The sequence below is a fragment of the Roseibium aestuarii genome, assembly GCF_008477545.1.
Lineage (GTDB): Bacteria > Pseudomonadota > Alphaproteobacteria > Rhizobiales > Stappiaceae > Roseibium > Roseibium aestuarii.
In genome coordinates this window covers 134,725-149,337 of the sequence record NZ_VORA01000005.1, presented here as the reverse complement: position 1 = coordinate 149,337, position 14,613 = coordinate 134,725, and the positions used below count along the sequence as shown (strand labels likewise).

The 14,613-nt window shown below is 65.5% G+C and carries 12 protein-coding genes; 2 read left to right on the top strand and 10 right to left on the bottom strand.

All coding sequences use genetic code 11. The annotated features are described in order from the left end of the window. The first annotated feature begins 201 nt into the window (after positions 1–201). A complete protein-coding gene (locus FR728_RS16115; protein WP_149893764.1) occupies positions 202–1,227 on the top strand; it encodes a LacI family DNA-binding transcriptional regulator in 1,026 nt (341 codons plus the stop codon). A 58-nt stretch (positions 1,228–1,285) separates the two neighbouring features. Here FR728_RS16115 and FR728_RS16110 read toward each other — a convergent pair whose 3' ends face one another. From FR728_RS16110 to FR728_RS16065, 10 genes are all read right to left on the bottom strand, one after another. Beyond that, complete coding sequence (locus FR728_RS16110) at positions 1,286–2,623, bottom strand: LysR family transcriptional regulator (RefSeq protein WP_244304691.1); 1,338 nt, start codon at positions 2,621–2,623, stop codon at positions 1,286–1,288. Between the two features lie 44 nt (positions 2,624–2,667). Beyond that, a complete protein-coding gene (locus FR728_RS16105) occupies positions 2,668–3,534 on the bottom strand; it encodes an amidohydrolase family protein (protein WP_149893763.1) in 867 nt (288 codons plus the stop codon). Continuing rightward, on the bottom strand, positions 3,503–5,518 hold the full coding sequence (locus FR728_RS16100) for a TRAP transporter permease (protein ID WP_208998870.1): 2,016 nt from the start codon (positions 5,516–5,518) through the stop codon (positions 3,503–3,505). Before FR728_RS16100 ends, FR728_RS16105 begins: the two co-directional genes overlap by 32 nt. Positions 5,519–5,561: 43 nt before the next feature. Continuing rightward, a complete protein-coding gene (locus FR728_RS16095) occupies positions 5,562–6,482 on the bottom strand; it encodes a TAXI family TRAP transporter solute-binding subunit (RefSeq protein ID WP_149893762.1) in 921 nt (306 codons plus the stop codon). 46 nt (positions 6,483–6,528) lie between these two features. Continuing rightward, the gene (locus FR728_RS16090) at positions 6,529–7,611 is read right to left on the bottom strand and encodes a 4-oxalomesaconate tautomerase (protein WP_208998869.1); all 1,083 of its coding nucleotides are present in this window, start codon (positions 7,609–7,611) and stop codon (positions 6,529–6,531) included. Continuing rightward, positions 7,604–8,278: a 4-carboxy-4-hydroxy-2-oxoadipate aldolase/oxaloacetate decarboxylase gene (locus tag FR728_RS16085; RefSeq protein ID WP_149893761.1), complete on the bottom strand. Its 675-nt coding sequence runs from the start codon at positions 8,276–8,278 to the stop codon at positions 7,604–7,606. The genes FR728_RS16090 and FR728_RS16085 overlap by 8 nt, the downstream gene beginning before the upstream one ends. A 15-nt stretch (positions 8,279–8,293) precedes the next feature. Further along, a complete protein-coding gene (locus tag FR728_RS16080; RefSeq protein ID WP_149893760.1) occupies positions 8,294–9,025 on the bottom strand; it encodes a PIG-L deacetylase family protein in 732 nt (243 codons plus the stop codon). A gap of 19 nt (positions 9,026–9,044) precedes the next feature. Continuing rightward, a complete protein-coding gene (locus FR728_RS16075) occupies positions 9,045–10,001 on the bottom strand; it encodes a VOC family protein (protein ID WP_149893759.1) in 957 nt (318 codons plus the stop codon). 299 nt (positions 10,002–10,300) lie between these two features. Next, entirely contained in the window at positions 10,301–11,701 is a 1,401-nt protein-coding gene (fumC, locus tag FR728_RS16070; protein ID WP_149893758.1) for a class II fumarate hydratase, read from the bottom strand. 85 nt (positions 11,702–11,786) lie between these two features. Next, entirely contained in the window at positions 11,787–12,503 is a 717-nt protein-coding gene (locus FR728_RS16065; RefSeq protein ID WP_149893757.1) for a GntR family transcriptional regulator, read from the bottom strand. Positions 12,504–12,902: 399 nt separating this feature from the next. Between FR728_RS16065 and FR728_RS16060 the strand changes: the two genes are divergently transcribed. Continuing rightward, a complete protein-coding gene (locus FR728_RS16060; RefSeq protein WP_208998868.1) occupies positions 12,903–14,405 on the top strand; it encodes a TolC family outer membrane protein in 1,503 nt (500 codons plus the stop codon). Positions 14,406–14,613 lie beyond the last annotated feature (208 nt).

Genomic DNA, 14,613 nt, shown 5'->3' with positions numbered 1-14,613 from the left:
AATTCGGAGGGTCTGGTCCTCTGGCACCAATCCGTCATCCCCAAGGAAGACGCTTGATCCAAACCGCTTTGAATTCTTCGTCACCATGTCGCTGCCCGGGAAACTTGTCAAGCAATCCGGCCTCAAAGTATTCTTGCCGCTCATGTCGCATCGCACACCGTGCCGGCGACCCAAACCGATTTGGAAGTGGAGTCCTCCAGGGTGAACCTCAAGCAGCTGGCCGAAGCCCTGTCCCTGTCCCAGACCACGGTCAGCCGCGCGCTCAACGGCTATCCGGAAGTCAGCGAGGAGACCCGCAAGCGCGTGGAGGAGACCGCCCGGCGTCTGGGCTATGCGCCCAACAGTCAGGCGCGCAGGCTGGCCACCGGCCGCTCCATGGCCATCGGCCACGTCATCCCCGTCTCCCTGCACGAGATGATGAACCCGGTCTTCATGGAATTCATCGCCGGCGCCGGCCAGACCTATGCCCGCTTCGGCTATGACATGATCCTCACCGTCGTGCCCGACGCCCAGGTCGGTGCCGCCTATCGGGAGATCGCGGTGCGCAAGAAGGCGGATGCGGTGATGATCCACGGTCCCCGCCTCGACGACCACCGCCACGAGATCCTGCAGGAGCTGAAAATCCCCTTCCTGATCCACGGCCGCATTCCCGGCCGCGAAAACGACCTCTCCTGGATCGACATGAACAACGGCAGCGCCTTCGAGACGGCCACCGACCTGCTGCTCGATCTCGGGCATCGGCGGATCGCCCTGCTGAACGGTCTGGAGGACATGGATTTCGCCGCGCGCCGGCGCCGCGGTTTCGAGAGGGCCCACGCCCACAGAAACCTGACAGCGGATCCGGCGCTCATGCGCCAGGCCGACATGACCGAGCCCTATGGCGCAAGCTCCGCCCACGCGCTGCTCGATCTTCCGGAGCCGCCCACCGCCTTCCTCGTCTCAAGCATGATCACCGCCATCGGCGTGTCCCGGGCCATTTCCGAGCGCGGGCTGAAGATGGGCCGGGACGTGTCGGTCATCACCCATGACGACGCCCTGTCCTTCCTGCCCAACACCGGCGACAAGCCGATCTTCACCTGCACGCGCTCCTCTGTGCGCTATGCCGGCGAGCGGGCAGCCGAACTTCTGATCGATCAGGTGATGCCGCACCCGGACAAGCCGGTGCACGAATATCTCAAGGCGGAGCTGATCATCGGCCACTCCACCGGCCCGGCGCCGAAGGCGTAGCGCCCGCTCCGGCAGTTGCCGTCAGGTAACGCCATCCTCGCCCGCCCCGGCGTTGCCGTCAGGCGACGCCGTCCTCGCCAGCATGCGCCGCCACAATGGCACGCAGCCCTTGCAGGAAGTCCCGTTGCAGGCGGGTCGGCTGCCAGTTGGCCCGTGTCGTCAGACCGATCGGCCGGGCAGAGCCCGTTAGCGGCACCGGCAGCACCTTCAGCAGCCCGGCCTTGAGTTCGAGCTGGATCTGGCGCGGCGAGACGATGGTCAGATAGTCGGTCTCGATCAGAATGCCGCGCAGGGCCACAAGCGACCCGGTCTCGATGCAGCCCCGCGTCTCGCGCGGCAGGGCGCCCGATTGCACCAGACTGTCGAAGAGCCGGCGGGTCGGCGTTTCCGGGCGCGGCAGAACCCAGGGAAACTCCTGCAGGTCGGTGAGGGAAATCTGGTTCCGCTGCAGCAGAGGGTGGCTGGCCCGCGCCACCACGGCCAGCTGGTCCTGAAACAGCGCTTCCTGCACCAGGCTCGCCGTGGCAAGCTCCGGCCGCAGGGCCCCGAGCAACATGTCGATGGCCCCGCTCTCCAGCGCCTGGATCAGGTCCTCGAACGTCCCGTCCAGGATGCTGATGGTCGCATCCGGATAGAGTTGCGACAGGGCGACCGCGGCTTCCGGCACGATCTGCGCGCGCACCAGCGGCAGGGTGCCCACCACGACCTTCCCGTCATAGGCGCCCTCATGCTCGCGCACCTCGTCGAAGGTGCTGTCCAGCTCCTTCAGCGCCAGATTGGCGATCCGGGCGAGATCCTGCCCGCCTTCGGTCAGGTGCATGCCCTTGACGCCGCCGACGAAGAGCTTGGCGTCGACAATGCCCTCCAGCTCGCGCGCCGCCCGCTGCACGTTCGGCTCGGTCTGCCCAAGGAACCGGGCAGCGCCGGAGAAGCTCCCCATGCGACCCACCGCCGACACAGCGCGGATGTGCGAAATGGTCAGGTGGTTTTCCAGCGCGATCTCCCGCTCCATCGCCGCCCCGCGCCAGCGGCGCAGGTTCGTGTGGGAATAGCCGCGAATGAGATCGAGAAGACGCCGGGTCCGGCGGGCCACGATCAGCCCGCGCTCGGTGGCATAGACCCCGTTGCCGCGCCGCTCGAGCAGCTTGCCGCCGAACAGCCCGTTGAGGCGGCTGACCGCCTGGCTGGCCGCCGGCTGGGAGATCAGCAGCGTCTCGGCCGCAGCCGTCAGCGACCCCAGCCGCTCCGCCGCCTCCAGCAGGCGCAGATGCCGCAGGTTCGGGTAGAGGGGCCCGCTTTCCGGACCCGTTGCCGCGGCTGCGCCCATCGCCGGATCCGTCACGCTGCCCCCCGAAGGGATCTGCCCACTGCCTGAGCGGCCTGTGCCCATGCTCATTTCCTCGCTTCCGACGCGGGACGCCCGTGCGTCTTCGCCTGTCTTCAGGACCAGTAGAGCCGAACTGGATTGTCGACCAGCAGCTTGCGTTGCAGCTCGGCAGTCGGGGCAATCACGGGGATGCGGTCGACCAGCAGCCCGTCGTCCGGCAGATGGCTCTTCATGTTCGGATGCGGCCAGTCGGTACCCCACAGAACCCTGTCCGGGAACCGCTCCACCAGAAGCCGGGCAAAGGGCGCCACGTCGTTATAGGGCGCGCCTGTCACGGTCAGACGCTCGGGGCAACCGACCTTCACCCAGAATGTCTCGTCCTCCATCAGGCGGACGAACCGCTGGAAGCCTTCGCTCTCCACACCGGCTGCAACGTCCGGGCGGCCCATATGGTCGACCACCACCGTTACCGGCAAACTCTTGAGGAAGGGTGTCAGCTCTTCCAGCTCCGGTGCCTCGAAATAGACCACCACGTGCCAGCCGAGTTTCGCGACCCTTTCCGCCATGCGCAGATAGGCGTCCTTCGGGCCCGGATCGACCAGACGCTTCACGAAGTTGAAGCGAATGCCGCGCACGCCCAGCCGGTCCATGTCCGAAAGCGCCTCGTCGCTGATCGCCGGATCGACCACCGCAATGCCGCGGCTGTTGTCCGGATCCGCCCTCAGGGCATCGAGCAGCGCCGCGTTGTCTCGCCCGTGACAGCTCGCCTGAACGATCACATTGCGCGAGAAGCCGAGGTGCTTTCGCAGGGCGAAGAGCATCTCCTTCGGCGCGTCGGTGGGCGTGTACTTGCGCTCCGGCGCATAGGGAAAGACGTCCCCCGGGCCGAACACGTGGCAATGGGCATCCACCGCCCCTTCCGGGGCCACGAACGCCGGCTTCGACGGGTCAGGATGCCAGGTTTGCGGATCGATGGTCATGGGTCTTCCAGCTTGTCCAGATGGGCAGGGCGACGAGGATCAGCCCGGCCGCCTTCGCGGCGAAGCTGACCGGATCGGCCTGATCGAGAATGAGGGAATAGGTGAAGAGCGCCGCCGCAAGCCAGAAGCTGCCGATCGACACCTTCGACAGAGGCCTGATGAACCAGCCGACCATCGCCGTTCCGGCGGCAAAGGTCGCGCCGACGGCGCCGATGGTCGACAGGATGATGTCCAGGGTCGAGCCGATGAGCAGGAGCCCCGGCGCATAGACGAAGAAGAACGGCGCCACCACCTTGACGAAGCCGAGGCGCATGGCCTCCACCGCCGTCTCGTTGGGCTCGGAGCCGGCAATCGACGCCCCCGCATAAGCCGCCAGCGCCACGGGCGGCGTGATGGCCGAGAGCAGCCCGTAGTAGAAGATGAACATGTGCGCCGCGATGGGCGGCAGGCCGAATTTCTCCAGCGCCGGGGCAATCAGAATGGCGAGCAGCAGATAGGCGGCCGACGTCGGCATGCCCAGCCCGAGCACAAAGGACGCCAGCATGGTCAGCGCCAGAACCAGGAACAGGCTGCTGCCCCCGAAGTCGAGGATCATGGCCGAGACCTTCAGCGCCATACCGGTCAGGGTCAGCACCCCGATCAGCATGCCGGCAATCGCAACCGCCGCCACCACCGGCAGCACGTTGCGCACGGTTTCCACCATCACATCGAGCAGGGCCACCGGGGTCAGTCGGGTCTCCTTCGAGAAGGACGAGATGACAAGCGCAGAGATCAGGCACAGCACGGCCGATTTCGCCGGCGTGTAGCCATAGGCCAGGAACCCGATCAGCGCGACCAGCGGCAGAAGCATGTAGCCGCGACCGGCGAGCACCGCCCGCAGGGACGGCACGTCGGAGCCATCCGAGCGGCTCATGTTGAACTTGCCCGCCTCCAGCCGCACGGCGAGAAGCAGCGCGAAGACATAGAGCAGCGCCGGTATCAGCGCCGCCGCCGCGATGGTCGCATAGGGGGTCTGGGTGATCTCCGCCATCAGGAACGCGGCGGCCCCCATCACGGGCGGCATGATCTGACCGGCGGACGACGCTGCGGCCTCGATGGCAGCCGCCACCTTGGGGCGATATCCGGTGCGCTTCATCAGCGGGATCGTGAAGGTGCCCGTGGTCACGACGCCCGCGACCGCCGATCCGTTGATCGAGGAGAACATGGTGGAAGAGACCACGGCGGTCAGCGCCGGTCCGCCCTGGATCCGGCCCGTCAGCGCATGGGCCAGATCGACGAAGACCTGACCAAGGCCCGTGCGCAGCAGCAAGGTGCCGAGCAGCGAGAACAGCAGGATATATTGCGCGGCCACCCCCATCGGCAGGCCGAAGAGCCCTTCCGTCTTCAGGAAGAGATTGGAGGCCACCCGGCCGATCTTGTAGCCCCCATGGCCATAGACCCCGGGGATCAGGTCCCCGAAGAAGGCATAGGCAAGAGCCGCCACGCCAAGACCCACCATCACCCAGCCGATGGTGAACCGGGCCAGCACCAGCGCCGCCACGGCGCTCAGCGCGAAGAGATAGATGTCCCACTGTCCGGCGATTCCGCCGCTGCGGATGATGGACATGTAGTTGAGGTAGAGATACGGCCCCGGGATCAGGATCAGCAGCGCCAGCACATAGAGAAGCAGGCGACTGATCTGCAGCCGCCTCTGTGCGGCCACGATGAAGAGACCGGTCGAGGTCAGCAGCGAGAAGAACAGTGAGCGCATGAGCAGCGCCGTCAGGCTGCCGAACCAGGCCGCGTGGATGACCAGCGCCGTCGCCGCCAGTGCGAGGGCCGCGACGATGATGCAGAGCAGACGATGCTCGACCCGCGAGAGCGAGCCTTCAGGGAGAAATTTCCAGAGTTCGGCCACGGACAGGGATCCCAGAAGTGGCGGCGGGGCCGGCCCCGCCCGGAAAGCCGTCGCCCGGTCGCGGCCGAAGCCGGTCGAACGGGGCACGGAGCGATGACAGGGGCGCCGTAGCGCCCCGTCAGGCTTCAGGTCACTTGCCGTCGAAGTAGCGCTGCGCGCCCTCGTGCAGCGGGATCGGCGTCTTGGTCGCCTTTTCCAGCGAGATCGCCTTGGCCGCCGGGTGAACGGCCGCCACATCGCCGAGATTGTCGAAGAGCGTCTTGGTGATCTGATAGATCAGATCCGGATCCGCATCGGCTGCGGCAAACAGGATCGCCGGGTCACCGACCGCAGCCACCGGAGCATCCGCCCCCTTGTAGACACCGCCGCGGATCTCGACGAGTTCGTAGAACGGATACTTATCGATCAGGGCACCCATCTTGTCGCCATTCACCGGCACCAGCGTCATGTCCATGGTGGTGGTGAGCTCGATGAACGCGGACGCCGGAACGCCGGCGAGAATGATGGAGCCGTCCAGATTGCCGTTCTTGATGGAATCCGTTGCCTCGTTATAGGACAGATACGAGAGGTTCGAAGGCGTCAGAGCGCCGGATGCCTCCAGAACCCGCTCCGCAAAGACGGCCGAGTTGGAGCCCGGAGGCCCGACGGAAATCTTCTTGTCGGCCAGATCCTCGATGGAGGTGACGCCGCTTGCGGTCGTCGCCGCGATCTGCAGATAGGCCGGATAGAGATAGGCGATGGCGGCCACGTTCTGCGCGGCATCGAACGTTCCTTCGCCCTGCTTGCCCTCATAGAGCGTGGAGGCGCTGGAGAAACCGATGGTCATTTCGCCTGCGGAGACCCGCAGCACATTCTCGACCGAAGCGCCGGTGACTTCCGCATTGGCGGTGACGCCATCGAGCTTCTTGTTCAGGATGTCGGCCATGCCGGCGCCGATGGCGTAGAACACGCCCCCCGTGCCGCCGGTGCCGATGGACACGCGGGTTTCGGCCTGCGCCGGAGCGCTGACGGCAAGCGCGAGCGCCCCGGTTGCGATGAGCTTTCTGATCATTGGTACTCCTCCCATGTTAGCCGGATCAGATGAGAACGGTGCCTGGCTAGACGAACACCGTCCCGTCGAAGAGTTTGCGCGCGGTCCTCAGAACCCCTGCGGACACCAGCGTTCCCGTGTCGTCGAGGCGGGCCAGAACGGAGAATTCCCCCGTCGGATGTTCGACCGAAAGCGTCTTGCTCTCGCCGTCGGGCACCCGCGCCAGAGCCTGCGCCGGACCGTCCTCCAGCAGGCAGGCGGTGGCCACGCTGACGGCCCCCAGCACGCCGATGGCGGCATGGCAGCGATGGGGAATGAAGGTGCGCGTGGAAATGCAACCGGCCTCGGGCGCGCTGACGAGCGTCATCTTCGGCACGGACTTCTCGCTCACATCGCCGAGATTCATCAGCGGGCCGGCCTTGAGGCGGATCGCCTCGACCCGGCGGCGCAGCTCGCCGTTGGCCTCCAGCTCCTTCGGGGCCTCCCGCCCCGTGATGCCGAAGTCGGCCGCATTCAGGATGACGCAGGGCATGCCGTTGTCGATGAGCGTGACCGGCACGCCGTCAATCACGTCGACCGCATTGCCAGTGGGCAGCAGGGCGCCGCAGGTCGAGCCTGCCGTATCCTCGAAGACGATGGAGATCGGCGCGGAACTGCCCGGCACCCCGTCGATCCGCGCATCCCCCGCATAGGTCACCCGGCCGCCGGGCGTCGCCACGCTGGCGGTGGCCAGCTGGCCGGTGTTTTCCATGAAGATGCGCACGTCGGTCACCCCGTCGCGAGCGGCAACGAGACCGCGCTCCAGGGCAAAGGGACCGACGGCGGCAAGGATGTTGCCGCAGTTCTGGCTGTCGGCGACCACCGCCTGATCGACGAAGACCTGCAGGAACAGATAGTCCACATCGACGCCGGGCCGGGTGGACGCCTTGACCACCGCAACCTTGGAGGTCAGGGGATCCGCCCCACCCATGCCATCGATCTGGCGCGGATCGGGGGACCCCATGACCTTGAGCAGAAGGGCGTCGCGCTCCGCCGGATCCTCGGGCAGATCCTCGGCCAGGAAATACCCGCCCTTGGAGGTGCCGCCGCGCATCCACATGCAGCGGATGCCGGTGTCATGATCCGGACCGGAACGCAGCGCCTCAGACATATTTCAGCCCCTTCTCGGCCAGCCGCTCGCGCATGCCGTAGAGATCGAGACCCAGCTCGCCGGCGGCCAGACGCTGGCGCTTTTCCTCTTCCGCGGCCATGCGGGCCTGCGCCTTCTTCAGCACGTCCTCGGCCTCTTCGCGCAACACCACGCAGACCCCGTCGTCATCGGCGACCAGAATATCGCCCGGACGGACATAGGCCCCGGCGCAGACCACGGGCACGTTCACCGAGCCGATGGTCTCCTTCACCGTGCCCTGGGCGAAGACTGCCTTGGACCAGACGGGGAAGTTCATCGCCCGCAGGTCGCGCACGTCGCGCACGCCCGCATCGATGATCAGCCCCATGCCCCCGCGCGCCTGCATGGACGTGGCCAGCAGATCGCCGAAATAGCCGTCCTCGCAGGGGCTGGTCGGGGCAAGCACCAGAATGTCCCCGGCCTGCACCTGCTCGATGGCCACATGCACCATCCAGTTGTCGCCCGGAGGCGCGGAGATCGTCACGGCAGAGGCCGCCAGCTGGGCACCCGGAATGATCGGGCGCATGTAGGAGGCCAGAAGCCCCTTGCGCCCCTGCGCTTCATGGACGGTGGCCACACCGGCCTCCCCCAGCGCCTTGATCACGGCCGGATCAGCCCGTTCGATGTTCTGCACGACGACGCCGCCCATGGCAGGTCTCTCCTCTTAAAGTTCGTCAACGGTGCGCGGATAGACCGACTGGAAGCCTTCCGCATATTTGCAGGCGCGCCCGCCGGACTGGCCGCCGGAATTGCGCTGGAAGTGGTTTCCGCGATTCTCGGCCACGTTGCGATAGTAGTGCCAGAGGTGCTCCTGCCCCTGCATGCACTGGATGGCCGCCCACTTCTTCTCCCAGACGGAGGTGATGTCGAGGAACGTGTCCGGCTTCCAGTTCATCTGCTCGGACTGATGCGGCTCGAACAGATAGACCTGCGGCGCGCCGAGGATCTTCTGCCCCGGATTGTGGCCCCAGGCCTGGGCGATGGCCCGGCATTCCAGGGTCCACTGCGACACATACATGTGGTCGGTGTTGTAGGGGTCCCACTGGGAGTGCGACATCATGAAGGACGGCTGCACTTCGCGCATGACGTCGACCAGCCGGTCCTTGGCTTCGCGGGTCATGTCGAGCGGATAGTCGCCGAGGTCGAAGAAGCGGATGTCCTTGACGCCGAGAGCCTGGGCAGCAGCCTCGGCTTCCTTGCGGCGCTCGGTCTTCACCGTCTCAAGGGTCATGCCCTCCTTCTTCCAGAGCTTGGCGCTCTCGCCACGCTCGCCATAGGACAGGCAGACGACGGTGACGTCATAGCCCCGTTCCTCGTGCAGGGCGATGGCGCCACCACAGCGCCAGACGAAGTCAGCGGAATGGGCGCTGACGATGAGTGCGGTCTTCCTGGACATCTCTTCGTGTCTCCAAACCTTAGTGATCTACCGGCGGCGTGCCGTGCGTGTGGAAGCTCTCGATGGTCTTGAGACCCCAGGCCTGACCCTTCATGCGGTCGGTCTGGGTCCAGCACACCGGCTCCCAGTCCGGCTGCAGGATCAGGCGGGCGCCGGCATTGGCGACCTCGACGCGGTTGCCGGCCGGCTCCCAGACGTAGAGGAAGAAGGTGCCCTGCACCGCGTGCTTGTGCGGCCCGGTCTCGATGAAGACGCCGTTCTCAAGGAAGATGTCGGCCGCCCGCAGCACGTCTTCGCGCTGGTCCACCGCATAGGTCACATGGTGGAACCGGCCCTTGGTGCCCGTATGGTCTTCCGTGTAGGCGATGTCATAGGTCTTGTTGTTGACCGTGAACCAGCAGCCACCCAGGCGGCCATTGTCGAGCTGGATGTATTCGGTGACCCGGGAGCCCAGCGCCTTGGGCATCCATTCGCGGATCTTCGACACGTCGCTGGCCAGCAGGTTCAGGTGGTCGATGCGGCGCACGGCGGCACCCCGGCCGTGATAGCGCTGCGCGATGTTCTTCAGCGCGGCCTTTTCGCCCTCCGGCGCCACATACTTGCGGGTCTCGTAATAGACCTCGAAGATGTGCCCGTCCGGATCGGTGAAGCGATAGGCCCGTCCGTGACCCATGTCGCCCTCGACCCAGCCGATGCCGCAGCCCAGCTCCTCGATGGCCTTCACCCGGCGATCCAGGGCAGCCTCCGAGGTGCAGCGATAGCCGATGTGCCCGACGCCCGTGGTCTCGGAGCGGGTCAGCTTCAGCGAGTGGAATTCATAATCGTCGAAGCCGCGCAGATAGGCGGAGGTCTCGTCGCGACCGCTTTCGGTCAGACCATAGACGTTGACGAAGAAGTCGAGGCTTTCCTCGAACTTGTTGGTGAGCAACTCGACGTGCGCCAGATGGGCGACATCGTAACAGGGTTCTCCGGACATCTCGATCCTCCGCATTGGCCGGTCAGCTCAGGGAGAAGTCGCAAGTGGACGCAGCCAGCCGCTCACGGTCCGGCCGGGGCCATGGACTGTGGGCGCAGGCGCAAGGCAATCGCCTCCGCGTCCGGTTTCCTCACCTGATCTTGTTTTGACCCGAACCTAGAGGAGGGCCCGGGCGGCCACAAATCAATGCCGCCCCCCAGGTCATAACTTCTGCTATCAGACCAAGAAAATCCTATATGCGTCAGAGTGCCGCAAACGCAGGGTTACAGCCACTCTTGTGACCGACGCCTTATCCGATTTCAGGCAAGCGACGGATCGACCATACGGCGCGGATCGACGATCCGGTCGAAATCCTCGGCAGAGACATAGCCCAGTTCAAGAGAGATCTCGCGCAGGGTCTTGCCCTGGGCATGGGCCCTCTTTGCCACTTCGGCGGCCCGGTCATACCCGATCACCGGGGACAGGGCCGTCACCAGCATGAGCGACCGCTCCACATAGTCCGCCAGCTGAGGTTCGTTGGCCTCCATCCCCTCCACCAGGAAGCGGAGGAAATTGCCGCAGCCATCGGCCATGATCCGCGCCGACTGGAGCACCGCGTTGATCATCACCGGCTTGTAAACATTCATCTCCAGATGCCCCCCGCTCGACGCCATCCCGACGGTCACGTCATTGCCCATGACCTGCACGGCGATCATGGCTAGCGCCTCGCACTGGGTCGGATTGACCTTGCCCGGCATGATCGACGACCCCGGCTCGTTCTCCGGAAGGATCAGTTCGTTGAGCCCGCAGCGCGGGCCGCAGGCCAGCAGCCGGATGTCATTGGCGATCTTGAAGAGCGACGCGGCAAGGGACTTGTAGGCCCCGTGCAGCATGACAAGCGCATTGTGCGCCCCCTGGGTCGCGAACTTGTTGGGCGCCGTGACAAAGGGCAGCCCGGTGAGATCGGCCACGTGAGCGGCGGAGCGCACCGCGAACTCCGGGTGAGTGTTGATCCCCGTTCCAACGGCCGTGCCGCCGAGGGTGAGCTTCAGCACATCCTTCAGCGCGAAGTCGATCCGCGCCAGATCCTCGTCCAGCATCGCCACATAGCCCGACATCTCCTGGCCCAGCGTCAGCGGCGTGGCGTCCTGCAAGTGGGTGCGGCCGATCTTGATCAGATCCGCCCAGGCCTCCGCCTTCGCCGCCAGCCCGTCCCTCAGCGCGCGCACCGCAGGCAGAAGCCGGCGTTCGGCCTGAAGGGCTGCGGCCATGTGCATGGCGGTCGGATAGGTGTCGTTGGAAGACTGGGACATGTTGACGTGATCATTCGGGTGCACCGGATCCTTCGACCCCATCTCGCCGCCCGCCATCTCGATGGCCCGGTTCGAGATCACCTCGTTCACGTTCATGTTGGTCTGGGTGCCGCTTCCGGTCATCCAGACGAAAAGCGGGAAATGATCGTCCAGCGCGCCGGAGGCCACCTCCTGCGACGCGGCATCGATGAGCGCGAAGAGCGGCTCGGGCAGCAGGCCCAGATCCCGGTTGGTGCGCGCGGCGGCCTGTTTCAGCAGCCCATAGGCATGGATGAGCTCGTCGGGAACCCTGTCCGTGCCGACCGTGAAATAGGTCAGCGAGCGCTGGGTCTGCGCGCCCCAGTAGCGGGAGGCTTCCACCTCGATGGCACCCATGCCATCGGTTTCGCGGCGTGTTGCGGTCGTCATCTCTCGATCCTTCCTTGTCCCTGGGTCTGCCATGGGGTCTGCCGCGCACCCGCGCCCGACCCGCCGAAGGAACGGATCGTCAGGGTCAGACGTGCGGCAGCCGGCTGACGAAGAAGACTTCGTCCATCCGGTCCCGCGCCTCTTCCCGGCAGCGGCGCATCAGCGTTTCTGCAAGCTCGGCATCCCGCGCCTCCACGGCCGACAGAATGTCCCTGCAGACCTCCGCCATCAAGGGTGGCTTGCCCATCAGCCGCAGGAGGACGAGACGCCCACGGTGCAGCTGATCGAACAGTGCTTCGAGCAGGATGGAAAGGCGCCGGTTGGTGCCAAGCCCCACGATCAGACGACGGAAGTCGAGCTCGGCATCGGCCCAGGCATCGATATCCTCGTCCAGCTCCGCCTGGTGCATCGCCGCCACCGTGTCGCGCAGCGGGGCCAGCAGACCCTCATCCAGTTGCTGGTCCTCGAAGCAAAGCCTGCGCAGGGCGAGAGGTTCCAGCACACAGAGAATATCGTAGATGTCCTGCATGTCCTGCCGGCTCATGCCCTTGACCCGGGCCCCACGGCGCGGCACCAGATCCACCAGCCCGTCGGCCTCCAGCCGGATCAGCGCCTCGCGCACCGGCGTGCGACTCATGCCCAGCCGCTCCGCGATCTCCGGCTCCGGCGCCTGGAACCCCGGAGGCAGCTCGCTGTTCAGGATGTCCTGCTTCAGACGTTCATACGCATTGTTCACGCGTGTGGGCTTGGGCGACACCGGCATAGAACACGAGATCCCTGAACTTCGGGTGGCTACGGACATGCAAAGGCCGCCTCGGTCATAATGGTAAATTTGCCAAGGCCAACCTTAAGAAAGGGTTGTGACCGGAAAATGGTTACCTAGTCTTAAATTTTTCATTCGCATTTTATCTATCTCCGTTTTTCCGCAGAGGTCAGCAGGACCTGCCAGAAATCGGATGCGCTGCACGCGCAGTAACTCCATGAACTTTCGAGAAGAATTCGGCAGCCCAAAAGTGGCCGACCACTGGCCCCGCAGATGCCCTCGACAAACGTTAGATCCCGAATCTTACTTATAGATACAATTTACAATACATGACGAACTTGCAAAAAGACGCAGCGTTAATCTCAAGAAGGGTCGCATGAATACGCTTCCTTAACTATAATATCAAAGCATAGGCTCGACTGTTTTCGGAGTTTGTCGATGCCCAGACCCTTTGCACATTCGGTAACCGGGATGGTCCGCCTTGGCCTGCCCTTCGCGACCGCCCTTGCACTCGGCACGGCCGTGGCCTCGTCACCTGCGGCCGCCGAAAGCCTGCAGGAGGCCATGGGCTGGGCCTATGCCGCAAATCCCGGACTGAAGGCAGAGCAATCGCGCTATCAGGCCACCACCCAGGGGGTTGCCACCGCCCGGTCTCGCTTCCTGCCCACGGTGAACGGCAGCTTCACCGCCGAACACAATGCCTTCGACAGCCTGCGCAACGGAACCAGTGACCGCTCCGCCTTCTACAGTGTCGGGATCACCGCCACCCAGCCCCTGTTCCAGGGCTTCTCGGCCGTGCACCGGCTCAATCAGGCCCATGAGGAATCCAATTCCGGCCGCAACCAGCTGCTCAATGCCGAGCAGACCCTGCTCTTCAACACCGCCGATGCCTATCTCCAGGTCATGCGTGACCGCACCATCCTGTCCCTCCAGCGCGACTATGTCGGCATCGTCCAGCAGGAAGTCACGGCCGCCCAGGCCCGCTACAAGTCCGGCGACGCCACCCGCACCGACGTCGAACAGGCCAGCGCCCGTCTGGCGGAAGCCCAGGGCAACCGGGATCTGGCCATGGGCGAACTGGAGGGCTCGCTGGCCCTCTACGAGCGCCTCACCGGCAAGGAACCGGGCAAGCTCGGCTGGCCGGCCATTCCGCCCCACATCTCGCCCGCGACCCTCGACAACGCCATCGAGGTGGCGCTGGCCCAGAACCCGGCGATTCGCGCCGCCATTTCCGATGCCCGCGCCGCCCGCTATGCCGCCCGCGCTGCCGTGGGCGACATGCTGCCCAACGTGCAGCTGGAAAGCACCTGGAGCAACGGCTTCCGGGGCAATCTGGCCGAGCGCGACGAGGAGGACTTCCGCTTCGGCCTGCGGGTGACCGCCCCCCTCTTCGCCGGCGGCCGCAACGTGTCCGCCGTCCGCGCCACCAGCTACACCGCCTCCCAGCAGGAATACGCGCTGGAGGACATCCGCCTGACCATCCGCGAGAGCATCATTCGCGCCTACAAGCAGGAGCGCACGGCCAGCTCCCGGGCAGAGGCGGCCAAGCGGGCGATCGCCTCCAATGCCTCGGCAGTCAACGGGCTCAAGGTGGAATATGACGGCGGCCAGCGCTCTCTGCTCGATGTGCTCAACGGGCAGCGGGAGCTGATCAATTCCAAGGTCGCCCAGGTGCGCACCCGCTACGACCTTGAGGTCGCGCGGTTCTTCCTTCTGGCCTCCATGGGCCGGCTCGATCCGTCCCACTTCGGCATCACCGAGGACCGCCCGCCCGAGCAGCGCCGCCTCGTGCCCCAGCTGGCGAACTGGGACCTGCGCCTTGCACCGTCGGAGACCGACATGGCCGCCTCCCAGCAGCAGACCGCGAGTTTCCTCGACACCCTCTCCATGCCCGCCCTGCGCAGCTCCCTCGCACCCGAGACCACGACCGGCAGCCAGTAGCCGGAAGGCAAGAGTACACCACTCCAGTCCCCGCCTTCGCGCTCCCCCGTCGTTCTCGGCCTCGTGCCGAGAATCCAGCCTTCTGACGATACCGCACTGCCCGCAGGATGCTCGAGACAGGCCCGAGCATGACCAAAGGAGAGGGCCGCGAGACAAACGAGAGCAAACGGAAAAAGGCACCACCGCCCGCCTCCCCCTCACCATCGTC